The following is a 25264-nucleotide window of genomic DNA, read 5'->3' on the forward strand; positions in this document are numbered from 1 at the left end:
ATTTCAATCGTCAATCATAAATCATAAATCACAACTCATAACTCATAAATCTCCCTCACTCTTCTTCTACATTAAAATAATCCTCCAGTTCTTTTTCTGCGGAGTTATCTTCGTTGATAATATCCCGGATGATGACCCCGTGTTCCAGTAAAGCGATCCGTGGACATACATCTACGGTATGATTGAGGTTGTGACTGGATATGATAACCGTAGCCTGATGTTCCTCATTGTATTTTTTAAGCAGATGTTTAATGATAGACTGCGAACTTGGGTCGAGGAAGTTGAACGGTTCATCCAATATCAGTATTTGCGGATAATGAAGCATAGCGGAGATTATCCCGATCTTTTGCTTGTTACCGGCGGAGTAGTTGCGAATTAATTTTTTGTGTCCGATCACTTCTCCGCTCATAAAGCGTTCGAAAGGGATAAGACGTTCGTCTACTTCTTCTTTCTTGAGTCCGTACATTTTCCCGATGAAATAGAAATATTCTTCCGGAGTGAGATAATCGATCAGGAAGCCATCGTCGATGAAAGCACCGGTAATGCTTTTCCAGTCTTCACTCTGGCTGACATCAATATCATTTATAATCACTTTTCCATCGTCTGCTTTTAGCAGATCCAACATCAATCGGAAAAGAGTTGTTTTACCGGCACCGTTGTTACCCACCAATCCGAGCATGTCGCCTTGATTGATTTCGTAATGTTCTATGTCTACGGCAACCTTTTCACCAAAATTCTTTTTAAGTTTATCAATGGTAATCATGATCTTCAATGTTTATATAGTTAATGATTCATGAACGTTTATTGGCGGCTGTCTCTGAAGCCTTCCATATTTTCGTACCGCCGTTTCATGAAGCGATGATATACATTTTTTATCCATAAAGGGGAGGTCAGGGTAAATCCGAGACCAATCACTAACAGGATTGTGTAAGTGATTGTTTCTCCCCAAAGTGCATTTAACAGGCTATATAAGATAAGCGGTACGCCGAAAGCACCGAAATTGACCAACATCTGTATGGCGCTATTGTTTTGTCGGCTTGTTACTTTTTCGTTCAAAGGTACTGTCTGTTTGTTGTAAACAGCCAGTTGGAAGAAACAGAAATAAATAAAGCCAATGGTATAGAAAAACCAGGCAAAAGCACCCAGTAAGGTAAGTTTGTTCATGATGATAGCGGGGATCATCAGTATGAAAGGTATAATCTCACCAATACTGTATGTGTAATATTTAGCTTTCAGCAAACTCATAATCGATTCTTTGCGAGACATCAGACCATCAATGTAGTTGCCTTCGAATGACATTATCTGTGAAAGGATAATCATTCCGAATACGGCAAAGTTATACACACAAATAAAAGAGGTCATGAAATTACCGTCATAGACACTGGAAAAGCTAAGTGCAACGGAGAAAGCTACAATTACGATAGAGATATTGCGTAGTGCACCTTTGCAGCGGCGGTTGCGTAAGAGCATTTTCAGTTCCAGCCGCATATATTCGCCCACTTCTCCGTAACGTTCGAAGAATTTATATTCGGAGACGTGTTTAATTTGGGTATCATCCACTTTGGCTAGCTCTGCATAAATCAGCCCGGACATGATTTTGCGGTTAATCAGCCATAAAAGGGCAATCACAAGTATGGTGCCGAGAAAATAGAAAATGTTTCCTTGTATATATCCGTCTCCCAGATCCATGAAGAAATAGAAGAGCGGGCTATCTTCGGGAATAAAAAGAAGGCAGCCTATTCCACCGTAGAAAGCGATAGGTAATAGAATCCACCAAATACGTTCGTTGATAAGAGTGCGGCAAAGCAAGTACCAGTAATTGTTGGCAATAATTAATAGTAAGATACCGATAAGATAGGTGATAACACCGGAGATACCGAAAAACTTGGTAATAGTGATGAAGGAAAAAGGGACAAACAGAAACAACCAGAACAGGTTGAACAGACTTAGTCCCGAGCGGATCAGTAAAAAGTCGATGACACGAATTCGTTTAACCGGCAACAGGAGGTAAGGTTTTACCTCCTGTGTCGGTGTTTTTTGTAACGGAACACGCAACAGAAAGTCCAGTGCCAGGATAAAGATCAGTACCACTGCGTTCATTACATGATATGGTTCCCGGTTGGGAACCATATCTGAAAAACCGAACGCGAACGTCGTACCGAAAAATATCAGGTAACCGGCCCAAAATGCGCCCATGACATAACCGAGTATTTTAGCAACTTTGTTCTTTTCATACATCGGGTGCCGTTTGGCGGCGAGCCTTCCATGTTTACGTAATTCGTTGAATATCATCATTCAGTAGATATACTAGAGAAATATTTATTTGTTTTCTTCCGGCATAGTCATAATGACTTGAATTTCGTTGTTCTGTTTCAGCAACTTGGCAAGGAAGTCTTGTACTTCTTTTGCAGTGATGCTGTTGACCAACTTTTCATAGTCTTTTGTATTATCGATACCGGTGTAGAAGTATTCGTCCATGTTATTGAGCCAGTAGCCATTTTCTTTTTGGGCGTCTTTATACTTCTTCAGCATATATTCCTTAATCTTCTGCATGTGTTCGGCAGACGGACCTTCTTTGGCCATTTTGTGGAGTTGTTCCACAACGATAGCAGAAAGGTGGTCTTTCTTGGCAGGATCAGTCTGGAATACGATTTGAAGAGCCAATTCTTCTTTCGGATATTTACCCAGGCTGCCGTTACAGCTTACGCCGTATGTACCACCTTCTTTTTCACGGATTTCTGCTGTGTAAACCAAATCCAAAGCCTGATCTAAGAAGCTAAGCAGGACATTGTTGCGCAAGTCGTATTTGCAACTACCGCTATAAAGGAACATGATGGTAGCCATCGGAGTTTCCTGTGCTTTTGCGAATACATTCTTGATCTGTCCTTTGCGGATATCCATGTGGTTGTCCTTGAAAGTCTCTTTACGGTTGATAGATGGCAGGCTACCCAGATATTTGGCGATCAACGGTTTCATCGTTGCCAAGTCTACATTTCCCACCAGGTAGAAAGTAAAGTCGCTTGCGTCTTTGTAGCGGTCTTTGTACATTTCGAGAATACGGTCGTAGTTGATCTGGTCCACCATATATTCTTTCATTCGGATAGCACGCGGATGATGACCATATAATACACTTGTAATAGTGTCACTGAAAGCAGTCATCGGGTTGGCATCCGCATTTTGAAGTTCGGCTTTCAAGCGGTTCTTGTAAGATTCGAATGCTTCATTGTCCTTGCGTGGAGAAGTGAAAGTCAGATAAGTGAGCTGCATCATTGTCTCAAAATCTTTCGGTGCACAGCTACCGGAAACCGTTTCTGTTGTATTGCCGATACCGGCAGCCACGTTTGCACGTTTACCGGCAAGAGCTTTACCCAAGTCAACCTTGCTGAAATTACCGATACCACCCACCAAGGCTACTCCGTTTAATTGAGCAATATTGATGATCTCTTCGTTCGGGAATATGCTCGTACCACCGAAACTTACCCCTTTCATAACAATTTGGTCAGCTTTGAAATCAGTAGGCTTCACATACACAGTTACACCGTTGGAAAGTACTAACTTAGTTGTACCATAAATGTCTCCGGCTTTTTCAGAAACAATTTTGCCACCTTTCAGTTCTTCCGAGATCAGCGGTTCGTTAGAGACTTTGTCTTCATAAGGCTTCAAGTCGAATGACTTCATTTGTTTCAGCAGAGCGGCAATCTCTTCTTTAGTAGGATATTTTACTCCTTCTTTTTCCGGACCGGCCAGCAGAACTACCTGGTTATTATCAGTAATCAGTTGTTGCATGATCTGGTTAACAGCTTCTACCGGAATATTCGGAGCCAATTTGTTCAAAAGCGTATATTCAACTTCGATTCCCGGAATCGGTTCTTTATCAAGGAAGTTGTTAACGTATTCGTTGACATAAGAGCCGCTTTTGGTTTTTTCACGTTCGTTGTAAGCAGATTCTACGGCTTGCAGATAGTTGGCGCGTGCGCGGTCATATTCTGTTGCTGTAAATCCGAAGCGGCGTGCGCGTTCTGCTTCTTCCAGGATAGTCTTCGTAGCTAAATCGATTCCGTCGATTTTGCTGCTTGCGCTGATACTGAATGCTTCTTTAGTTTTGGCAAGGAAATATTCTCCATATTCTGCACCGGCACTTGTGAAAGGAGGATTAGCAGTCTGGCGAAGTTCGTTCAAACGGTTGTTCAGCATATTCATAGCCATGCTGACCATGTAGCTCGTTGCGTAATAAGCGATGGTATTCTTCAAAGAATCCGGGGTAGCATCTTGTTTGAAGAAGATGTTGACAGACGGATTCTTCACTTCTTTGTCAGTACCGATATAGATCAGCGGTTCCTGATTGTCTGCTACCGGATAGTAGATACGTTCGGCCGGATTTACCGGAGCTTTTACGTCTGCGAATACTTTTTTAAGTTTGGCTTCAATTTCATCTACGTTGATGTCACCTACAATAACGATACCTTGCAGGTCCGGACGATACCATTTGGCATAATAATCGCGGATATCCTGATACGGGAAGTTGTTGATAACGTCAATGCTTCCGATAGGCATACAGTCTGAATATTTAGAATCCGGATACATTGTAGACTGTGCATCAGTCATGATACGAAGCATACCGCTGTTGCGGCTTCTCCATTCTTCACGGATTACGCCACGTTCTTTGTCTATTTCCTTGTCAGCAAGATCGATAGCGCTCGACCAGTCATGAAGGATAAGCAGGCAAGAGTCTACTACATTGATATTTTCAGTTGGTACGTTGCTGATATTATATACCGTTTGGTCGACACTGGTATATGCATTCAGGTTCGTTCCGAACTTGATACCTTTTGTTTCACACCAAGGTACGATACCGAGTCCGGTTTCATCACCCGGGAAGTTTTTGGTTCCATTGAAAGCCATGTGCTCCAGGAAGTGAGCCAAACCACGTTGTTGCGGTTCTTCAAGGATGGAACCTACTTTCTGTGCGATGTAGAATTCTACTCGTTTTTCAGGAAGTGCATTGTGTCGAATGTAATAGGTAAGCCCGTTGTCCAGTTTACCGATGCGGACATTTTTGTCCACAGGCAGTTCTTGCATGGGTTGTGCAAGTACGAGCTGGAAATTGCAGCATATAAAAAGGACTGCAATAAATAATCCACGTAATAAATGTTTCATGTTCTATTTAGTTTAAATAAATATTTCTTTGTTATTTGTCGTCTTGTTTGGTTGTAAATCACAAATAGACAGGGAAAAGAGTTATTTTATAGCTTCCCGTATCCTGACTAACTTCGTTAACAGCCCTTCCAGGAGGTCTAACTTTAGCATATTGGCACCGTCACTTTTAGCTACTGCAGGATTCTCATGTGTCTCAATGAATATCCCGTCAGCACCCACGGCGATACCAGCTTTGGCTACTGTCTCTATCAGTTGCGGCATTCCACCGGTTACTCCACTGGTCTGGTTGGGCTGCTGCAGGGAATGGGTGACATCCAGAATAACCGGATAACCGAATGATTGCATTTCAGGGATGCCGCGATAGTCTACAACAAGATCCTGATAACCGAAAGTCGTTCCACGTTCGGTAAGCATCACATTTTTATTTCCTGCTTCCACCACTTTATCGGCAGCAAACTGCATTGCCAACGGAGAAAGGAACTGTCCTTTTTTGATATTGATGGTTTTTCCGGTTTTCGCTGCTGCAACCAACAAATCGGTCTGGCGGCAAAGGAAAGCCGGGATTTGAAGTACATCTACATATTCGGCTGCCATAGCTGCTTCATCTGCACTGTGAATATCTGTCACAGTCGGAACTCCGAAAGTCTCATGTACCTTTCTTAATACTTTGAGTGCTTTTTCGTCACCGATACCTGTAAACGAATCCAGGCGTGAGCGGTTTGCCTTGCGGTAAGAGCCTTTGAATACGTATGGAATTTGCAGAGCTTCGGTGATTTTTACTACTCGTTCGGCAATACGCATTGCCATTTCTTCACCTTCTATAACGCATGGACCCGCCAACAGAAAGAAGTTACCGGCAGGATTGTTTTTAAGTTCTATCATTTTTCTTAATCTAATTATAAGTTTATGTTTCAGGCACGGATTACGCGGACTATACGGCTTTTGCAGATGTAGATTTACTAAAAAACGTGTAATCCGCGTAATCCGTGCCTGAATTTATCAATTTGGAATAATAAGCGTTGTTTTTTCCGAAAGTACCCCTACTTCCAGCGGGAAATGCCTGGGCAACAACCGCCCGTCCAAATCCACAGCGGCGTTTTGTGCCCGGAGTACTTTCACTTTCTTCGTCCGGTAGCTTTTCACTACCTTATGATTCAGGATTCTTCCCTGAATCAGCATCCATAGTCCGGAGATAATTTGCAGGAATTCCGGTCGGTAGATAACGGAGACATCCAGCCATCCGTTATAAGGAACGGCGCTAGGCGTCTGTCCCCATCCCCAGGCACTGCCTATGCATACGGTCATGATGCGTCCGCGGATATGTTCGTCGTTGATGCGGAGGTGCATTCTATAGAGTTTCCGTTCAAATATAAGAGAAAACAGGGCGGCCACGTAGGAAAGGAATTTCACCCCCCAGAAGCGTTTGGTCTGATCGGTGATTTTAACGATTCGTGCCCCCAGTCCGATATTAACAGCATTGAGGAAGTAGCGGCGTTGGTGTTCTTTTCCATCGTAGAAATTGCAGTACCCCACATCTATTTTCTTCAGCCGGTGATTGATGATACAGTCGACAGCCGGTTTATATTCGGTACTAAGCCCCCAATATTTGGCGAAGTCGTTTCCGATACCATTGGGAATCATGCCGAGAGCGATGTTTTCTTTATCTTCGGCATCGGATAGCATAATGCCGTTGATGGCATCATTCAATGCCCCATCACCGCCCACAATGACAATCGTGCGATAACCATTGTTGGCTAAAATCTTGGCAAGACGCTCTACCGAACCGAAACCTTCGGATTGTACATAGTCATAGTCCACGCCTTTACTGTCCATGTACTCCTTAATTTCTTTCCAGCGCTTTTTTACCTTTCGGGTACCAGCTTTCGGGTTGTAAATCACTCCCCATTTCTTTGGTTCTACACTCATATTCGTATATCTATCCTATTGTGTATTAAAAATCACACTATATAACTGACAAAGATACTAAATCCCTTCCAGTTTCTCTTTTACAAAAGCTATCTTTTCTTCCATCGGCAGTTCCGCATTCATCCAATGGATGGTAAATCCTCTTCTTTCCATGCCGCGAAACCAGGTCATTTGCCGTTTGGCAAACTGATGGATCGCAATTTCCAGACCGTTGAACATCTCTTCATAGGTTAGTTTTCCAATAACATACAATGTCAGGTATTTATATTCCAACCCATAATAGATTAAATCATCCGGCGCAATTCCTTGCTCGATCAATTGTCGCACTTCATCTACCATTCCTTCGTCCAACCGTTGTTTTAATCGGCGGGTGATCTTTTCACGACGCAGTTCCCGGTCAATATCCACTCCGATAATGAGGCTGTTCAATTCAGGAAACTCCCGTTCGGGAACCGGATGGGTAGCATAATATTCTTCAATCTCTATCGCACGGATAGCACGTTTCACGGTATCTACGTCGGTAGAATTGTGTAATGTTTTGTACCGGCCTAATATTTCCGTCAACTCTTCGAGCGAATGATTTGCCAAACGAATACGTAATTCAGGGTTTTCTGGCACGGGCATCAGCTTATATCCTTTCAATACGGATTCCAGATACATGCCTGTCCCTCCACATAAAACGGGGAGACAGCCTTTTTGTTTGATTGATTCGTAAGAAATCAGGAAATCGCGTTGATATTCGAATACATTATATTTATATCCGGGATCTGCAATGTCGATTAAGTGGTAGGGGATTGTACGTCCGTTTACTGTATAGTCTGCCAAGTCTTTTCCCGTACCGAGATCCATCCCTCTGTATATCTGACGAGAGTCGGCACTGATAATTTCTGTATTGAGTTCATAGGCCAAGGCCGCGGCAAAGGGAGTTTTACCCGAGGCTGTAGGTCCGAGTATGGCGATTAAATCATAGTCCGGCATAGCTTCATTCTTTTATATCTGCAAAATTACGAAATAATTTTAACCTGTTTGATATTCAATCACTTTTTTATCAAGATAAGGAGAGGGAGAAGGATTCTTTATGTTTTCGTTCTTGTACAAAATGAATTTCCACCTCCACGCCTGAAAAAGAATTTTTCATTTCATTTCTCATATTCTCATTGTTTTTGATAAACGAAAGATAATCAGATAGATATTTTATGAGAAATACTTTTTAAAACGGCATTTCTCATAAGTTTACCCGTATTTTGGCTCAAAATCGACCTTATTCTCATAGTGTTTCAGGGTATTTCTCATAGTCAAAAGCCATTCGTCCTTCCTTTTTTCTTTCGACTTACCTTATTTTTATCAGGAAATGAAGCTACTATTTAGATAAAATAGTGGCTTTTTGCTTGAAGATGCTCATTAGTTCCGATTGTCCCATATATTGTGGGAAAGTATTCCCATATATTGAAGGAAAACTTTCCCACAAAATGAGGGAATCCTTTCCCAAGCTGTTGGGAATCTTTTCCCACAATATATGGGACTAAGGCACTGTATATGGAAACAAGCAAAAGGAATACATCGTTCTATTTATTTAATGCCGGCTTCCGGCACATTACACTATGAGAAATACCTTGAAACACTATGAGAATAAGGTCTATTTAGAGCTAAAATACGGATAAACTTATGAGAAATACCGTTTTAAAAAGTATTTCTCATAAGATATTAATCTGATTATCTTCCGTTTATCTAAAAACAATGAGAATATGAGAAATGAAAATGAAAAATCGTTTGCAGGGAGCACGGAATAGATTGTATTTAGTTCATTTTTTGTACCAATAATGAGTCTATTCATATCTCAAATTCAGTTTCATTTATTTTTTGTTGATCGTTTGTATCGTCCGGCATACCTTTCCGTTTTTATCCACGCCTTCTATGGTAATATCCTCCGGTGCAGTGCTGTCCGGAGTATAATATTCTATAGTTGCTTTTCCGTCTGCATCCAGTTGTAAGGATGGATTCCAGTAGATAGTACTTCGTAAATCCGAACGTTGATCGTTCTTTTTCTCGGGAGTGTCATAAGTCGGTTGATAGAACTCTACTGAATCGCTATATCCCAATGGAGTACATGTAATAATGCCCTGTGCCGGTCTTGCCGGGAGATCCTTGCCGTCTTTCAGGGTAATGACAATAGCGCCTGCCGAACCGCGGGAACCTAAAATTGCTGCATCAGCACCACGAAGAAGGCTCAAACTGGACATGTCGCTGGTTTGAATCATGGTCAGTATGTCGTTGTCGTCTTCATAGACAACATCATCAATGACGATAACGGGCTGTTCAGGATTATTACGGATATGTATTTCGTTTCCGTTTGTCACACTGACCCCCGGAAGCCTGCTGACTGCATCGAAGGCCGTCTGTGCGCCGAATCCTTCAAGTCTGTCTCCTTCGATAGTGTAGGTGTTGATGCCTCCTGTATAAATACTTTCCGAACTGGCTTTCTTGCGGCTTCCTGTAACCACTACTTCTTTTAGGTTGTATACTCTCATTCCACCCTCCATGTAATACTGGTCGCGGGTATTTAGCAAATAATCTTCCATAAAGGAGGTTGATGTTCCATCATGAAAAGGAGATTTAGGAGCAGCTACCGGATATTGGGGAGCATCGATCACGATGTCTACTCCGGCGAATCCTCTTTTGGTACGTGCCTGAACGAGGAAAGTTGTGCTGTCTCTGAATGATGTATTGACGATGAATTCTCCTTTCTCATCTGTGGTAGTAGTGGCAACGATGTTCTGTTTGGGAGCTAAAATACAAATAGGTCCTTTTTTGACGTTGCCGCCGAAGAAACCCTTGATACGTCCGCTGATCGTTTGTCCTTTTTCTATATAGTTGGTAAGGTTCAGTGAAGGCGAAGTCAGTACATTTCGGATATGATGCCTACGCCATCCGTGCGTCATCATCAAGAAATCTATCGTGCGAAGTGTACGCAGGTCTTGCTGAAGAACATAATACCCCGGATTTTCTACATATCCTTTCAAATCTGAAGTTAGTAGAAGGTTCGATAAGATATTATCTGCAAGTGAGTCCGGCTGGATACTTCTTCTGTCTGTAATGCTGACGGAGAAACTACCTTCTACCGGAGTTCCGTTATCATCCTTTGCTGAAATTTGCAAGGAAACCTTTTCTCTTTTTCCGTATGTAGGCTTATCCGCAAGGATTTGCCATTGATGTGGATTCCGGTCGGGTACGAAAACTAAACGTTCGCTAAGTGCGTTTCCCTGTTGGTCGATTAACATAAAATGGGTGATACCTGCGTTGAATAAACTGTCATTCATTCTTCCAAAAGTCCTGTCGGCACTGACCGGTTGCAAGATTGCCAGCTTCCCACGAGTGTGTGCAATCAAGAATAACTTTTGAGGCCACTGGGTAGCTTCTGTTTTTTGGATTTCGTAGCGTATTTCTTTTTTGTAATGCGTCATGGAAAGAGCGATTCCTTTTTCTTCTGCGGCCGGAAGATCGAATCGCTTGGTAATGCCGTCACTAGACTTGGCAATCACATAATAGGAATTCCCTGCAATCGGGTTCAAGGTGAAAACTCCCATACCATCATGCTCCGAACGAAAAGCAGTTAATGTGTCTCCTTTTGCATCGAACAGAAATCCTTCTATTTCTGTGGAAAAACCATCCGATCCTTGAGCTTTGAAAGCTATGTTTTGATGAGCAACGGTCAAGAGAGCTCCACCTTCCGGGAAGAACTTAACGTCAAAGTCTTTTGTAAACGAAGGCAGATAGAACGTTCTCTTATAAATATATTGAGGATCGTCAAATTCTACTTCAATCTGGCGTGCGGCAATAGGCTTCAGATCCGGCAGAGAAATAGAAATCAAACCGCTTTCGTCCGTCTTTCTTTTACCTTTATCTTTTATCTTTCCGTTTTCGATGGTGCGATAGCGGATGGTTGTATTTCCGAAAGCCTCTTGTGTGTTGCTGGTAAATCTGACCCTGGCTGTATAATGTGATTCGTCTTCTTGTTGATACTCAATAGTTGAAACAATCGTGTTATCAATCGAATTACCAATTTTCAGATTACGTGAATAAAAGAATTCCGGTTCCTGGTTAAGCATCCAGTTGCTATATCCTCGCAAATAATAGTCACCTGCAGGGAGAGTGGGAGGGAGCGTGAAAGCATTATGAAAACCTAACGAATCTCTGCGAATCTTCTTGCGTTCCACGATAGAGTCGGAACGATTGACAAGCTCCGTAATGATGAAGTTACTTTGCGTATTGTCTTGATGAGTGACAGAATTTACGAGATACCCCTTGAACCAGATTTTTTCTCCTGCTCCATAGAAAGGCTTATCCAAATGCAGATACAGTTTCTCTTGCGGAACTTTCTCCAGCAGGTTGAAATACGCAAGAATTGTGTCTTGTGCATTTTGTGCAGATAAAGAGGTAACACAAAGCAGCATTCCGAAAAAGAAAGCCATTAAACCTCTATGGATGGAAAATGTAGTTTTGCTTTTCATACAGTATATCTTTAATACTGCGTAAAAATACCACTTATTTCAAGATCGCAAAAAAAGATTCGTCAAAACAATACAGAATGTGTATGATATTACAAACTTTTGTACGAATGATGGCTTTATGATTTATGCATCCAGATAGAAAGTACCTTTCTCTTTACTGCCAGTATGTTGATTACTGATACGACTATGAATAGAAGAATGCCCATACTGATAGCCGCCCACAGTGATCCGGTTTCCAGTTGTGGAAACAATAATTGGATGCTGTCTATGTAATAACTGCGTAGCCAGGAGACTAATCCGATGGATAATACAAGTACGATAACATTCAGTCCTACCGTGAGTAACTGATAAGGCAATGCTACCTTGTTGGGACTGTATCCGATTAATAACAGACTTTCCAACTTAGTCGTATTTTTTTGCAAGAGCAAGAAAATGCTCAACATCAGGATATAGAATGAAAGAATACTGATAAATAAACCTACCCCCAATACAATGCCTACGATAAGACGGAGGAAATAAGTCGTTTTTCCGGCATCCAGTTTGCCGTCTTCTGTTTCATATCCTTTCTTTTGAAAATAGCTGGCGATAGCGGAATCCGCCGGATTGCTCACTTCGATAATCAACCGCGCCGGTTGTGCTTCTGCATTCGGTGCGAAATTCTCATTCGCCCATTTCATAAAAGACTGGGGAACAAGAATCGTATTCAGACGATTGGAGAAGCCGACAATGTTTCCTTTGTATTGTTCCACCCGTCCGTTTCCACGCATCATGATATCCATTTGAATCAGCCCCATCAATCCTTCCGAGAGCTTGGGAAGACTACGGCTCTGTGCAAAACCGAAGTTATAAAGGTTCAGATAGTTGCGGGGAATGATAATGGGGATGGTATGCGTGCTTTCGTCGAAGTGCCACTTGTCGAGTTTGATGTCGACAAACTCATCAGGAACAGACTCAAAAAACATATCCGTGGAAAGATGAATACCAGCTTCCTGCATACCCAATCCTGCCGATACTTTGAATTGAGAAGGAGTGAAAGCCCCTATTGTTTTGGTAAACGGTTGTTTCTTCAAATCCGCAATATCTTCGGCAGAGAACGTATTACTCTTTCCTGCAAAAGAACCGAGTGTGCTGATTTTCTTTGTAGCTATGATGAAATCCTTTTTCATAAAGCTGTCTCCCTCGGTGAATACCGGAATGACATCTTTATAAAACTGCACACTAAGCAATACAATCATCATGCCGAATAGATTGGCTAAAAAGAAACCGGCCAGTTGACCGATACTGATATGTTGGCGGAGGAGCTTCCAGACAAGAGTTGGCATTTTATTTATGATTTTAAGATTTACGATTTGAAATGTTGCAGTGGAGGGAGACGGCTGATTTTCTCACTTACTATTTCCCACTCATTTTTTGTTATTTATTACTCGTTACAGTTGAAGTATATGGTTGTAAGGCAACTCGATATGCTTACCGATGGAGGTTGCGATTACACCGGCTCCTTGTGCCTTTGCCTCGGCAATGATAAGTTCACCCATGATGCGGCTGTTATCATCATCCAGATGGCTGATCGGTTCATCCAGAAATAAAAAGTCGAACGGCTGGCAGAGTGTCCGGATAAAAGCAACACGTTGCTGCTGTCCGAAAGATAGTTTGCCGGCTTTCACATTTATTTTATCTGCGATACCCAGTTGCTCGAAGAATGATAAGATTTCTTTTTTCTTTTTGCATCCGGTAAGGTTATTCTTCAATTGCACATTTTCAAGAGCGGTCAGTTCGGTGAAGATGCGTAAATCTTGAAAAAGCATACTTAGTGAATGCTTTCTTAGGTCGACCCATTGCTTCACGGAGTATGCTTTGATATTGGTTTCATCGAAATTAATAATCCCCTGGTAGTCGTTGCGATAACCATAGATATAGCTGCACAACGAAGATTTGCCGGTGCCGGAAGCTGCTTCAATCAGATACATTTCTTCTTTCCGGAAGATCAGATCCTGGTGCCATACATCCGAAGTCACCGAATTACGGTCAGCAAACACTTGGGGAAGTGTTTGCTGCAGGTGAATACTATTCATACCGTTTGTTTACAAATTAATTACATGCCGGCAAATTGCTTGGCAAAGTCTACGATTTGTTTGAGAGCGTTGACGTCTTTGTCTTTCAGGCAAAGGTCGATTTCGCTGATTTCTCCCTCTGAACTCATTGACAGATAAGAAATCTTATTGGCTAACTCAATATATGTTTTAACTTCCTGTCCTCCGAAACCTGCTACCATTTTAACAACAGGCAAGTCCAGTATTGCTTCAGCGTTGATTGCTACAAAGATGGTTTTACCCTTCATATCCGATGCGTAAGGAGCATCTTTTATCGATTTGTCGGCAGCTTTGCCCACGTTCTTGTAGAGTAACTCATCATTGGTAGCATACATTTGTTTATCCTTGATACCGAAGAATATATTCATGCCTTTTGTTTTGTAGACATATTCGTCCTTGCCAAGCTGAATGATATCTTCCCCTCTTTTCAGTCCCAATGATTGCTTGTTCTTATAAATTGTTTCGAGGGCATTACCATTCTTAACATCCGCATACATCATGAAAGTAGGAGCACTGTTCATCGTTACGTTGATTAATCCCGCAGAAATATCACCATTGAACGAGCCGAACAACTCTTTTACTTCGTCTGCTTTAGCAATAGATACTGTATTGCGGAATTCCTTATTCTCGCTCAACAGATTATAAAGCCCTTCTCCTTTCACACCTACGTTGAAGAACATCAGCGTGGAAGACGGGAAGTATTTAACGAAAGTGTTGTTTGCTTTTCCAAATGACTCCATTTGTTTTTTTATAAGTGCTTTCACGGCTTCGTTTTCAGTGTAGTTTTCTGTTTTGAGGGCAATCTTGCCTTTCTCAAAATTCAGTCCTCCTACAAGAGTGATGTCCTCTGCTTTCACCTCGGTTGGTAACCCCATGCTTATCTGGTTGCGATAGGTTGCAGGGATAGCTTCCATAGAAGCAAGGAAGTTGATATCGCTTTTCTGCTTTTCCATTTTTTGGAAAGCTCCTGATTTTACGATACTGTTATCGGCCGTCTGTTTCAACAGATTAGTGATGGCTTCTTTGGCTTTTTCAGTTTGAGTGGTTCCGCTTACATTGACTATCAATACAGTAGAATTGTTGAAAGCGAGCAGGCCGCCATTCATTGTTGTAAAACTGTAGCCGTCAGCTTCGCTTATCGGCTGGCAGATTTGTTCTTTAGCCATCACGTCGAGTGAAGCATGAAGATTGTCCTCATTGTTCACTTTACCTACAACAGTAGGGTAAGGGAAAGAAGAGGATGAGAATACATAGAATGGAGATTCGACATCGATTCCCGATTCACCCGGATTCTTCATGACCTTTTCCAGTTGTTGGAAGGTGGCGGCATTCATTCCGCTTTTCAGTGCTTCCAGTACTTTTTGTTTCGCAGCTTCATTCTCTTTATCATCCAATCCCGCTTTACTTGCAAGGGATTTGAGGTTGATAGAGGCAACTACCGAGGCGTCAGCCGGTATCACATTGGTATACTCCGATGTTTTGGAACATGCTGCCAGAAAAACAATCAGTACTGCCAGTACCGAGAGTCGTGAAATCGTTTTCTTTGCCATACTTATGTTATTTAAAAGTTGTATAATCATTGATTCAGACGTTTCTTTTCATTATTGATTTTGTAGATTCAGCGTATGGCAGGCCACCAGTGCCGCTGTTTCCGTACGGAGTCGTGATTTGCCCAAACTGATCGGAACAAATCCCTGTTCGATGGCTTTCTTGACTTCTTCTTCACTGAAATCTCCTTCGGGACCTATCAGGACAAGGGCGTCTTCTCCGGGTTTCAGGACATTCTTTAATAAAGGTTTTTCACCTTCATAACAGTGGGCGATAAACTTCTGTCCTTTGAACTCCTGTCTGATGAACGGATCGAATTCGATCATCTCATTCAATTTAGGCAACCGTGCCTTGAGAGATTGTTTGATTGCTGATACAAGAATCTTTTCAATCCGTTCGGTCTTGATGACTTTACGTTCCGAGAAACGGCAGTTGAGGAAAGTCAGTTCGTCAAATCCGATTTCGGTAGCTTTCTCTGCAAACCATTCGTTACGGTCCATGTTCTTCGTCGGTGCCATGGCAATGTGTAAATGGCACGGCCATAACGGTTCCTGAAAAATCGTTTCTTTGATCGTTACAAAACAACGTTTGTTGGTCGCAACAGTAATTTCAGCTTTGTAGAAGTTCCCCTTACCGTCCGTAAGAGTGATTTCATCTCCGATACCTAATCGCAGAACGCGGGTACAATGTTGTGCTTCCTCTTCGGGAAGTTCGTTGCTTTTCTGTATATCGGGAGTATAAAATACGTGCATAATGTTACTTATTGGTTTTTATTTCTTGAATTGATTTGGTCACGTATCCGGGCGGCTAATTCATAATTCTCATCTTTGATAGCCTGTTCCAGTGCTTCCTCAAGCGTTCTGGAAGTAGCGCCCGGCAAATCATGTTCTTCTTCAGCCTCTTCGTCGTTATCTGTTTCTTCAGAACGGGTTCTTTCTTCCGACGACATGTGAAGACATTCCTGTTCAAGAATAGATTCATAAATAAGGATCGGGCAGTCAGCACGCACTGCCAAGGCAATTGCGTCTGAAGTCCGTGCGTCAATGCGTATAATCTCTTCGTCTTTTTTAAGGTAAATATAGGAGTAGAAAATACCATCCTTTGCTTTGTAAATTAACACACGTATCAGACTGGTTCCCAGTATGGTAAGACTTGTTATAAACAGATCGTGTGTCAACGGACGGGGCGTTTTTACTCCCTTCAGATATAAAGCGGTAGCCTGGGCTTCCGCGGGACCGATGATGATAGGCAGTTGCCGTTCACCGTCCACTTCGCCTAATAGCATAGCAAACGCGCCTACTTGCGCCTGGCTGTTCGTGATATTTATAACTTGTAATTCTACCTTTTTGTCCATCGTTCTCTTTTACTTAATTTGTTTTACTCTCCTGCTGGTGTTTGTACTTGAATACCAAGGCAAACAGGATGCCGATCACCAGCGCGTATGCTGCGAATATCAGCCAGATATCCATCCATTCGCGACTCACCAGTCTGCCGTCAGCATACACAGAGAATGCATCAACTACCGCACCGCTGGCATATCCGCCAATGATGGCTCCCAGTCCGTTGGTCATCATAAAGAACAACCCCTGTGCACTGGCACGGATGGAGGAATTGGCTTCTTGTTCAACAAACAATGAACCGGAAATGTTGAAGAAATCAAAGGCCATACCATAAACGATCATGGAAAGGATTAGCATCCATAGTCCCGATCCCGGATCTCCAAAGCCGAACAGCCCAAACCGGAACACCCAGGCAAACATACTGATTAGCATGACTTGCTTGATTCCGAAATGGCGCAGGAAGAAAGGTATGGCAAGAATAAACAGTGTTTCCGACATCTGCGAGATGGACAGCAGGATTACCGAATGTTTCACTCCGAATGATTCTGCATATTCGGGGATGCTGGCAAAGCTACTTAAGAAAAGATCACCGTAAGTATTTGTAATCTGCAATGCCGCACCTAAAAGCATGGAGAAAAGGAAGAAAATAGCCATCTTCTTTTTCTTGAATAACACCAGCGCATCCAGACCGAAAGCGGAGAGCCATGATTTGTTTTCTGATTTAGCCGGTCGGCAAGCGGGAAGGGTGAAAGAATAAAGCCCGAGCAGTAACGCGGAAGCACCACCGACATAAAGCTGTGCACTTGAATTCTTAAACCCGGTAAGGTCGACCGCCCACATGGCACAGATAAAACCGATCGTTCCCCATACACGGATGGGAGGGAAGTCTTTAATTAGGTCACATTTATATTGTTCCAGTGCATTGTACGATACAGTGTTAGCGAGGGATAGCGTGGGCATGTATACCAACAAGTTGAGTAGCATAGCCCAATACATCTGGTCGTATCCTGTTGCGGTAGAAGCGTAGAAGAGGCATCCGGCTCCTGCGATATGGCAAAGCCCGTATAAACGTTCTGCATTAAACCATTTATCGGCAATGATACCAATAATACCCGGCATTACCAAAGAGGCAATCCCCATAGTGGCGAAAATGGCTCCGATCTGTCCTCCTTCGAAATGAAGTTCTCTTCCCATATAACCACCTAGTGATATTAACCAGGCCCCCCATACAAAGAATTGCAGGAAGTTCATAATAATCAAACGAACTTTTATACTCATGACTTTTTTTAATTTGTGTTTCTCTTCATGTTCATAAACCTTGCAAATATAATATTTTCGTTGAATAGGTGGACAAGTAATTTGATAAAAAGGGGATAAAAATGGCATAAATGCGAAGAAAAGAAGAGATTTGATCGTGAAAAAACAAATGAAGGGGGGTATAAAAAAAAGAAGGCTATCTATCCCAGACAGCCAATCTTTGTTAACCTTAAATCTAATACCATGAAAAACACAGTGCAAAGATAGACGGTTTATGTTATACAACATAATGTTTTCTCGAAAATCTTCTATTTGTTAACTCTAATTAACTTTGAATCCTCCATTTTTCTGTTATTGCCCTTCTGTTTCACCACAGATTACACGGATTAACACAGATTTTTATCAATCAATCATCATATCCGGATTCTCTGTTCTCATTTTAGAAAAGGAAAAGGACTTCGTGAAGCCCTGTGCCACCCTGTGGAACTCCTGCATGACTTTGTGATAAAAATCTGTGTTAATCCGTGTAATCCGTGGTGAATCCGGTTATTCTACATAAAGTACCAGGCCTTTCAGGTATTCTCCTTCAGGATGGTAGATGTTTACCGGATGGTCGGCGGGTTGAGTCAGTTGATGCAGGATGCGTACACTACGGCCTGACATGGCTGCTGCGGTAAACACGGCAGTACGGAAATTGTCCTTGCTTACTACTTGCGAACAAGAGAAAGTAAACAGGATGCCGCCCGGTTTGATTTTCTCGAATGCTTTGGCATTCAGTTTGCGATAACCTTGTAAAGCATTTCGCAGGGCGTCTTTGTGTTTGGCAAATGCGGGCGGGTCGAGAATGATTAAATCATACTGGTCGCCCATGCGGTCGAGATATTTGAAAGCGTCCTCGGCAAAAGCCTCGTGGCGGGAATCACCGGGGAAGTTCAGTTCTACATTTTTATTAGTCAGATCAATCGCTTTGGCAGAGCTGTCGACAGAGTGGACGAGCTTTGCACCTCCGCGCATGGCATAGAATGAGAATCCGCCGGTATAGCAGAACATATTCAGTACCGAGCGGTCTTTGGCATAACGTTCCAGTAAAGAACGATTTTCGCGCTGGTCTACAAAGAATCCGGTCTTTTGACCTTTCAGCCAGTCTACATGGAACTGCAAACCATATTCTTGCGCGATATTATCACTGCTTCCTCCTTTCAGAAAACCGTTTTCGGGGAAAAGATCTGCTTTAAAAGGAAGAGTTGTTTCTGATTTATAATAGATATTCTCGATCTTGTCGCCCATTACTTCGGATAAAGCTTCGGCAATTGTCATGCGGTCTACGTGCATTCCTGCAGAGTGTGCCTGCATGACTGCAGTTTTGGCATAAACGTCAATAACCAGTCCGGGGAGATTGTCTCCTTCACCATGAACAAGCCGGTAAGTGTTGTTGGTCGGATTGGTGGCGATGCCGATACTGCGACGCATATCGTATGCTATTTCCAGTTTGCGTTTCCAAAAACCGTGATCGATAGGTTCCTGATGGAAAGACAGTACGCGCACAGCAATACTTCCGATCTGGAAATGTCCTTCGGCAATAAATTCTTTTTTGGAGGTGTATACTTCTACAACTTCACCTTCATCGGGCTCTCCGTCAAAACGGGCGATAGCACCGGAAAAAATCCAGGGGTGGAATCTCTTAAGAGAATCTTCTTTACCGGGTTTTAGATATACTTTATGCATAATATAGCCTTTCCCTAATCCTCTCCCAGGGAGAGGAGGATTGAGATAGTTTTGTTATTGGTTATTAATTACTTATTTTATTATTTATCACTTATCATTTATCGTCTATGACTGCTGGTTGCTTATAGGGCCGGTAGTGACTTCTTCCCTTTCCTTGGGAGCAGGTGGGAGGGCAGCTATTTCCCAATCTCCTGTCTGTTTCAGCTCTTGCAACAGATTATAGATGTTGAGGCAAGCCCATGCATCCGTGGCGGCATATTGTTTCTGCCCGTCGCTCAATACATCAGCTTCCCAGTTGGACAAGCGCTGTGATTTGGATATTTTTTCTTTGAATAAGATGGCATAAATCTTTTGCAGACTTTTGTCCTGTATACCGAATTGGCGCACATAGTCCTGCAACTCGATACAGCTTTGTTGAGCGAAAGGTGCGCGTTTGTGCAGCATCATAAAGTCATCTTTCAGTGAAAGGCCCACTTTGATTACAGCCGGGTTCTCTAATAAGTCAACCAATGGCTGGGTCAATCCCGTCATGTTGAGCCGGAATAGGAAACAACATTCTTCAGAAGAAATCTGGAGGAGTGCTACTTTGTGCGATTGTCCTTTGGTAAAGGAAGGACGCGTTTCACTGTCAATGCCTATCACAGATCTGGATTGGAGGTAAGCTACTGCTCTTTCCGTTTCAGCTTCCGACTGGATAACGTAAATTCGTCCCGGAAAAACAGTTTTCGGGAGTTCTTTTAGTTCATCTTTATCTATGGTTCTTCTTACAATCATTTCTATTTTTATTCATCATCGTGGCAATGGCAACCGTCTTCGTGACAGTGGCAATCATCGTCGTGGCAATGACAGCCTTCTTCTTCACAACAATCGTTGTCGTCGCTTGGTTCGTAAAATCCTTCTTCATTACCATTCTCTTCCTCTTCTTCTTGGTTGTATTTCACGTCATGAAGGGCGCGTAGCGTGTTTACCAGTTTCTGTCCCCACAGTGTACCGAAGTTTTCCTGGCAGATAGCCAATGAATCATTCATTGTTTCGTTCAGTCCCAGTTGGAAGACAAATATGAAATCTTTAATATCCTGATAAATGTCAGCCAGATCTTCCGATATTGATTTTTTGATAGGTTGGTCGCTATAAACCATATCTTGCACGAATACGTCCAGATAATCATCCTTGTCACCCATCAATCCTGAAAGGTTAATACGCAGAATTTCGTAAATCTCTTCTGTGACATACGTTTCGGGTGCTTCGTCCCCGATCGTCTCACATTTGGGTAGCATAGATGCTTTGAGATAGAGCAGGGGGAGTATTTTTAATGATGTATCAACGAAAGTACTACGCTTCATGCGTTCGGCACGTTCGAGAAATGCACAAAATTCGGCGGCTACTGTAACGAACTCAATTACGTTCTTATCAAATATCGTTTGGCTTTCTTTTTCCATGATCTATATTGATTTGAAACGCAAAGGTAAGAAAAAGGATTGAATGAGCGTAGTGCTCGTTATTTTTTTATTATTTTTGCAGCTTAGAATCTCATTCCAGTTTTATAAAAATAGAATAAAAGACTCATGGCAAAGAAGAAATTAGATAAGGAGGCAGAAAGCACTCCCTCTTCCCCCAGTAAAATTGTGGCTGTATGTAAGAATGAAACTGTTCATTTTGTGATTGGATTGATGCTGGTCATCTTTTCCGTTTACCTGTTGTTGGCTTTTTCTTCCTTCTTCTTTACGGGGGCTGCCGATCAAAGTATTATCGATAGCGGTAGTTCGGCGGATTTGGCGGCTGTTAATAATCAGGTGAAGAATTATGCCGGTTCACGTGGAGCGCAGTTGGCAAGCTATCTGATAAACGACTGTTTCGGTATTTCCTCTTTCTTCATACTTGTTTTTCTGGCAGTGGCAGGATTGAAGTTGATGCGTGTACGTGTGGTCCGCTTGTGGAAGTGGTTTATTGGCTGCACGCTTTTATTAGTCTGGTTCTCCATATTCTTCGGATTTGCTTTTATGGATCATTATCAGGATTCTTTCATTTATCTAGGCGGCATGCACGGATATAATGTCAGTCGTTGGTTAATCTCACAAGTAGGAGTACCTGGTGTATGGATGATCCTGTTGATAACTGCTATCTGTTTCTTTATATATATAAGTGCGCGTACTGTTATTTGGTTGCGTAAACTTTTTGCGTTGAGCTTCCTAAAACGCGAAAAGAAAGAGAAGGAAGAAGTCACTCCGGAAGGAGAAGGCGATCAGGAATTCACGACTTCTCAACCGCAGGAAGTGGAGTTCAATTTGAAACGGACGTATAAACAGACACCTCCTCCGGCACCTGTGATGGATATACAGGCTGAAGAACCCGAAGATGAATTCCCGGTCAACCAGCCGGAGCCGGAAGAGTCTCCTTTGTCTGATGAAAGTGAAGGAGTGACGATGGTGTTTGAACCGACTGTTTCCAACCCTGTTCCCGCTGTGCAGGACGAACCTTTGGAAGAGGCGGAACCCGGGTTTGAAGTAGAACCTGCTGCTTCTGAAGAAGAATATGAGGGACCGGAACTCGAACCTTATAATCCTACTAAGGATTTGGAAAACTACCGCTTCCCGACTATCGACCTGATGAAGCATTTCGAAAATGATGATCCGACGATTGACATGGACGAACAAAATGCAAACAAAGATCGTATCATCAATACATTGCGCAGTTTCGGAATCGAAATCAGTACGATTAAAGCAACGGTAGGACCTACGGTAACTCTATACGAAATCACTCCGGAGCAAGGAGTACGTATTTCTAAAATCCGTGGTTTGGAGGATGATATTGCATTAAGCCTTTCTGCTGACGGTATCCGTATCATCGCTCCGATACCGGGTAAAGGAACAATCGGTATTGAAGTGCCGAACAAGAATCCGAAGATTGTTTCCGGACAAAGTGTGATCGGAAGTAAGAAATTCCAGGAATCCAAATATGATCTGCCTATTGTATTGGGTAAGACCATCACGAATGAAGTCTTTATGTTCGACCTTTGCAAGATGCCGCACGTATTGGTGGCGGGTGCAACCGGTCAGGGTAAGTCAGTAGGTTTGAATGCTATTATTACTTCCTTATTATATAAGAAGCATCCGGCAGAATTGAAATTTGTACTGGTCGACCCGAAGAAAGTAGAATTCAGCATCTATTCGGTGATTGAAAATCATTTCCTGGCCAAACTTCCTGATGGAGGCGAACCGATTATTACAGACGTAACGAAGGTTGTGCAAACCCTGAACTCTGTTTGTGTAGAGATGGATACCCGTTATGACCTGCTGAAGATGGCGCATGTACGTAATGTAAGAGAATATAATGAGAAGTTTATCAACCGTCGTCTGAATCCGGAAAAGGGGCATAAGTTTATGCCGTATATCGTAGTGGTTATTGACGAGTTCGGAGATTTGATTATGACTGCCGGTAAGGAAGTGGAACTTCCGATTGCCCGTATTGCGCAGTTGGCACGTGCTGTCGGTATTCACATGATTATTGCTACACAGCGTCCGACTACCAATATCATTACGGGTACGATTAAAGCCAACTTCCCGGCGCGTATCGCTTTCCGTGTATCTGCCATGATGGACTCTCGTACTATTCTTGACCGTCCGGGTGCTAACCGTCTGATTGGTAAGGGGGATATGCTCTTCTTGCAGGGAGCTGATCCGGTACGTGTACAGTGTGCCTTTATCGATACGCCGGAAGTAGAAGAGATTACAAAATTCATTGCCCGTCAGCAAGGTTATCCTACTCCGTTCTTCTTGCCCGAATATGTGAGTGAAGATAGTAATAGTGAAGTAGGGGATATTGATATGGGACGTCTCGATCCGTTGTTTGAAGATGCAGCCCGGTTGGTTGTTATTCATCAGCAAGGTTCCACTTCATTGATTCAGCGTAAATTTGCGATTGGCTATAATCGTGCCGGCCGTATAATGGATCAATTGGAGAAAGCTGGAATTGTTGGGCCTACGCAAGGTAGTAAGGCGCGTGACGTATTGTGTATTGACGATAATGATCTTGAAATGCGATTGAACAATTTACAGTAACAGTTCGTTTATTAATCAAATGAGAAAGTACATTTTTAGTGTTTTAATAGCTTTACTGTCTTTGCCTGTGATTGCTCAACAACAGCAGTCCCAGGCTAAAGTCATTCTTGACAAAACGGCAGAGGCGTTTCGTAAAGCTGGTGGCGTGAAGGCTGATTTTACTGTAAAGGCTGTGGCAAACGGCTTGGTAGAAGGTGCTGAAAACGGAACAATTCAGTTGAAAGGAGAGAAATTCGTACTGAAAACATCTGATATCATCACTTGGTTTGACGGAAAAACGCAATGGAGTTATGTGACAAAGAATGATGAAGTGAATGTCAGTAATCCGACGCAGGAAGAGTTACAGCAGATAAATCCGTATACATTTCTGTATATGTATCAGAAAGGATTCTCTTATAAGTTGGGGACAACCAAAACGTTTCGTGGAAAAGCTGTTTGGGAAGTCGTTCTGACTGCCAGGGATAAGAAACAGGAGTTGGAACGTATCACTCTTTTTGTGACGAAGGACACTTATGAACCTCTATATATTTTGCTTCAGCAGCGTGGACAGCAGACACGAAATGAGATAACCGTTACAAGTTATCAGACGGGGCGGAATTATACGGATCGTGTTTTTACTTTTGATAAAAAACAATATCCCAATGCAGAGGTGATAGATTTGAGATAACATGTTTTTATAACAAAACAATAAAGATAAATTAAAATGGCAGAAATAGAAAAAGTGAAATGCCTGATTATAGGTTCAGGACCTGCCGGATATACGGCAGCGATTTATGCTGGACGTGCAAATTTATGTCCGGTACTATATGAAGGATTGCAGCCGGGCGGCCAGTTGACTACTACGACAGATGTAGAAAACTTTCCCGGTTATCCGGAAGGTATCAGTGGCCCGCAGTTGATGGAAGATTTGCGTGCACAGGCGAGCCGTTTCGGAACAGATATTCGTTTTGGTATCGCTACGGCAGCAGATTTAAGCAAAGCTCCTTATAAAATAACAATTGACGGTGATAAAGTGATTGAAACGGAATCATTGATTATTGCTACTGGGGCAACTGCTAAATATCTGGGACTGGAGGATGAAAAGAAATATGCCGGAATGGGTGTAAGCGCTTGTGCTACTTGTGACGGATTTTTCTATCGTAAGAAAGTGGTTGCTGTAGTTGGTGGAGGTGATACTGCTTGTGAAGAAGCGGTTTATCTTGCCGGTCTTGCATCCAAGGTATATCTGATCGTTCGTAAACCTTTCCTGCGTGCATCGAAGATTATGCAGGAACGTGTCATGAACCACGAGAAGATTGAAGTTCTTTTTGAACACAATGCAGTTGGTTTGTTTGGTGACAATGGCGTAGAGGGTGTAAACCTGGTGAAACGTTGGGGTGAACCAGATGAAGAACGTTATAGTTTACCTATCGACGGTTTCTTCCTGGCTATCGGACATCAACCAAATACTGAAATATTTAAGGAGTATATCGATACGGACGAAGTAGGTTATATTATTACAGACGGTGATAGCCCTCGTACGAAAGTGCCCGGAGTTTTTGCAGCAGGAGATGTGGCCGATCCGCATTATCGTCAGGCTATTACAGCTGCGGGAAGTGGATGTAAGGCTGCCTTGGAGGCAGAACGTTACCTTTCTTCCAAAGGGCTTGTGTGAT

19 protein-coding genes are annotated in these 25264 nt (G+C 42.6%); 3 read left to right on the forward strand and 16 right to left on the reverse strand.

The annotated features are described in order from the left end of the window. Positions 1-55: 55 nt before the first annotated feature. The 16 genes from HMPREF9009_RS09475 to HMPREF9009_RS09550 all read right to left on the reverse strand — a co-directional run bounded on the left by HMPREF9009_RS09475 (position 56) and on the right by HMPREF9009_RS09550 (position 20990). Positions 56-763 carry an ABC transporter ATP-binding protein gene (locus HMPREF9009_RS09475; RefSeq protein WP_049701993.1) on the reverse strand — a complete coding sequence of 236 codons (708 nt, stop codon included), beginning with the start codon at positions 761-763 and terminating at the stop codon, positions 56-58. A gap of 38 nt (positions 764-801) precedes the next feature. Beyond that, positions 802-2295 carry a DUF5687 family protein gene (locus HMPREF9009_RS09480; protein WP_008020902.1) on the reverse strand — a complete coding sequence of 498 codons (1494 nt, stop codon included), beginning with the start codon at positions 2293-2295 and terminating at the stop codon, positions 802-804. Between the two features lie 24 nt (positions 2296-2319). Then, positions 2320-5157, reverse strand: a complete 2838-nt coding sequence (locus tag HMPREF9009_RS09485; RefSeq protein WP_049701994.1) for a M16 family metallopeptidase — start codon at positions 5155-5157, stop codon at positions 2320-2322. A gap of 81 nt (positions 5158-5238) precedes the next feature. Continuing rightward, the gene (gene kdsA / locus HMPREF9009_RS09490) at positions 5239-6039 is read right to left on the reverse strand and encodes a 3-deoxy-8-phosphooctulonate synthase (RefSeq protein ID WP_004316678.1); all 801 of its coding nucleotides are present in this window, start codon (positions 6037-6039) and stop codon (positions 5239-5241) included. A gap of 117 nt (positions 6040-6156) precedes the next feature. Next, complete coding sequence (locus tag HMPREF9009_RS09495) at positions 6157-7083, reverse strand: diacylglycerol/lipid kinase family protein (protein ID WP_004316677.1); 927 nt, start codon at positions 7081-7083, stop codon at positions 6157-6159. A gap of 57 nt (positions 7084-7140) precedes the next feature. After that, positions 7141-8061: a tRNA (adenosine(37)-N6)-dimethylallyltransferase MiaA gene (gene miaA / locus HMPREF9009_RS09500; RefSeq protein ID WP_049701995.1), complete on the reverse strand. Its 921-nt coding sequence runs from the start codon at positions 8059-8061 to the stop codon at positions 7141-7143. Positions 8062-8936: 875 nt separating this feature from the next. Beyond that, complete coding sequence (locus HMPREF9009_RS09505; protein ID WP_049701996.1) at positions 8937-11591, reverse strand: TonB-dependent receptor plug domain-containing protein; 2655 nt, start codon at positions 11589-11591, stop codon at positions 8937-8939. A 116-nt stretch (positions 11592-11707) separates the two neighbouring features. Then, the gene (locus HMPREF9009_RS09510) at positions 11708-12913 is read right to left on the reverse strand and encodes a hypothetical protein (protein ID WP_049701997.1); all 1206 of its coding nucleotides are present in this window, start codon (positions 12911-12913) and stop codon (positions 11708-11710) included. 105 nt (positions 12914-13018) lie between these two features. Further along, on the reverse strand, positions 13019-13663 hold the full coding sequence (locus tag HMPREF9009_RS09515; protein ID WP_049701998.1) for an ATP-binding cassette domain-containing protein: 645 nt from the start codon (positions 13661-13663) through the stop codon (positions 13019-13021). Positions 13664-13683: 20 nt separating this feature from the next. Further along, positions 13684-15231, reverse strand: a complete 1548-nt coding sequence (locus tag HMPREF9009_RS09520) for a DUF4836 family protein (RefSeq protein ID WP_049702330.1) — start codon at positions 15229-15231, stop codon at positions 13684-13686. Between the two features lie 51 nt (positions 15232-15282). Next, positions 15283-15981: a 16S rRNA (uracil(1498)-N(3))-methyltransferase gene (locus HMPREF9009_RS09525; protein WP_004315426.1), complete on the reverse strand. Its 699-nt coding sequence runs from the start codon at positions 15979-15981 to the stop codon at positions 15283-15285. An 8-nt stretch (positions 15982-15989) separates the two neighbouring features. Continuing rightward, complete coding sequence (locus HMPREF9009_RS09530; RefSeq protein ID WP_049701999.1) at positions 15990-16583, reverse strand: bifunctional nuclease family protein; 594 nt, start codon at positions 16581-16583, stop codon at positions 15990-15992. Between the two features lie 13 nt (positions 16584-16596). Then, positions 16597-17847, reverse strand: a complete 1251-nt coding sequence (locus tag HMPREF9009_RS09535) for a nucleoside permease (RefSeq protein WP_049702000.1) — start codon at positions 17845-17847, stop codon at positions 16597-16599. 525 nt (positions 17848-18372) lie between these two features. After that, positions 18373-19551, reverse strand: coding sequence for a class I SAM-dependent rRNA methyltransferase (locus HMPREF9009_RS09540; RefSeq protein WP_049702001.1), 1179 nt, complete (start codon positions 19549-19551; stop codon positions 18373-18375). 105 nt (positions 19552-19656) lie between these two features. After that, positions 19657-20325, reverse strand: coding sequence for a 3'-5' exonuclease (locus HMPREF9009_RS09545; RefSeq protein WP_049702002.1), 669 nt, complete (start codon positions 20323-20325; stop codon positions 19657-19659). Between the two features lie 8 nt (positions 20326-20333). After that, positions 20334-20990, reverse strand: a complete 657-nt coding sequence (locus HMPREF9009_RS09550; RefSeq protein ID WP_049702003.1) for a DUF5063 domain-containing protein — start codon at positions 20988-20990, stop codon at positions 20334-20336. Between the two features lie 126 nt (positions 20991-21116). Between HMPREF9009_RS09550 and HMPREF9009_RS09555 the strand changes: the two genes are divergently transcribed. Genes HMPREF9009_RS09555 through trxB form a run of 3 tightly spaced genes read left to right on the forward strand, consistent with a single transcriptional unit; the run spans position 21117 to position 25263 of the window. Further along, positions 21117-23609, forward strand: coding sequence for a DNA translocase FtsK (locus tag HMPREF9009_RS09555; RefSeq protein ID WP_049702004.1), 2493 nt, complete (start codon positions 21117-21119; stop codon positions 23607-23609). A 19-nt stretch (positions 23610-23628) separates the two neighbouring features. Then, positions 23629-24276, forward strand: a complete 648-nt coding sequence (locus HMPREF9009_RS09560) for an outer membrane lipoprotein periplasmic chaperone LolA1 (RefSeq protein ID WP_049702005.1) — start codon at positions 23629-23631, stop codon at positions 24274-24276. Between the two features lie 36 nt (positions 24277-24312). Further along, positions 24313-25263 carry a thioredoxin-disulfide reductase gene (gene trxB / locus HMPREF9009_RS09565; protein ID WP_004315443.1) on the forward strand — a complete coding sequence of 317 codons (951 nt, stop codon included), beginning with the start codon at positions 24313-24315 and terminating at the stop codon, positions 25261-25263. Position 25264 lies beyond the last annotated feature (1 nt).

Origin of the sequence: Bacteroides sp. 3_1_13, assembly GCF_001185845.1 — a bacterium.
Taxonomy (GTDB): domain Bacteria; phylum Bacteroidota; class Bacteroidia; order Bacteroidales; family Bacteroidaceae; genus Bacteroides; species Bacteroides xylanisolvens.

Coding starts and splice junctions, on each gene's coding strand:
- HMPREF9009_RS09550 (WP_049702003.1), bottom strand. CDS start 20,990: ATGGAAAAAGAAAGCCAAACGATATTTGATAAGAACGTAATTGAGTTC.
- trxB (WP_004315443.1), top strand. CDS start 24,313: ATGGCAGAAATAGAAAAAGTGAAATGCCTGATTATAGGTTCAGGACCT.
- HMPREF9009_RS09555 (WP_049702004.1), top strand. CDS start 21,117: ATGGCAAAGAAGAAATTAGATAAGGAGGCAGAAAGCACTCCCTCTTCC.
- HMPREF9009_RS09560 (WP_049702005.1), top strand. CDS start 23,629: ATGAGAAAGTACATTTTTAGTGTTTTAATAGCTTTACTGTCTTTGCCT.
- HMPREF9009_RS09505 (WP_049701996.1), bottom strand. CDS start 11,591: ATGAAAAGCAAAACTACATTTTCCATCCATAGAGGTTTAATGGCTTTC.
- kdsA (WP_004316678.1), bottom strand. CDS start 6,039: ATGATAGAACTTAAAAACAATCCTGCCGGTAACTTCTTTCTGTTGGCG.
- HMPREF9009_RS09535 (WP_049702000.1), bottom strand. CDS start 17,847: ATGAGTATAAAAGTTCGTTTGATTATTATGAACTTCCTGCAATTCTTT.
- miaA (WP_049701995.1), bottom strand. CDS start 8,061: ATGCCGGACTATGATTTAATCGCCATACTCGGACCTACAGCCTCGGGT.
- HMPREF9009_RS09485 (WP_049701994.1), bottom strand. CDS start 5,157: ATGAAACATTTATTACGTGGATTATTTATTGCAGTCCTTTTTATATGC.
- HMPREF9009_RS09525 (WP_004315426.1), bottom strand. CDS start 15,981: ATGCACGTATTTTATACTCCCGATATACAGAAAAGCAACGAACTTCCC.
- HMPREF9009_RS09480 (WP_008020902.1), bottom strand. CDS start 2,295: ATGATGATATTCAACGAATTACGTAAACATGGAAGGCTCGCCGCCAAA.
- HMPREF9009_RS09495 (WP_004316677.1), bottom strand. CDS start 7,083: ATGAGTGTAGAACCAAAGAAATGGGGAGTGATTTACAACCCGAAAGCT.
- HMPREF9009_RS09475 (WP_049701993.1), bottom strand. CDS start 763: ATGATTACCATTGATAAACTTAAAAAGAATTTTGGTGAAAAGGTTGCC.
- HMPREF9009_RS09545 (WP_049702002.1), bottom strand. CDS start 20,325: ATGATTGTAAGAAGAACCATAGATAAAGATGAACTAAAAGAACTCCCG.
- HMPREF9009_RS09520 (WP_049702330.1), bottom strand. CDS start 15,231: ATGGCAAAGAAAACGATTTCACGACTCTCGGTACTGGCAGTACTGATT.
- HMPREF9009_RS09510 (WP_049701997.1), bottom strand. CDS start 12,913: ATGCCAACTCTTGTCTGGAAGCTCCTCCGCCAACATATCAGTATCGGT.
- HMPREF9009_RS09540 (WP_049702001.1), bottom strand. CDS start 19,551: ATGCATAAAGTATATCTAAAACCCGGTAAAGAAGATTCTCTTAAGAGA.
- HMPREF9009_RS09530 (WP_049701999.1), bottom strand. CDS start 16,583: ATGGACAAAAAGGTAGAATTACAAGTTATAAATATCACGAACAGCCAG.
- HMPREF9009_RS09515 (WP_049701998.1), bottom strand. CDS start 13,663: ATGAATAGTATTCACCTGCAGCAAACACTTCCCCAAGTGTTTGCTGAC.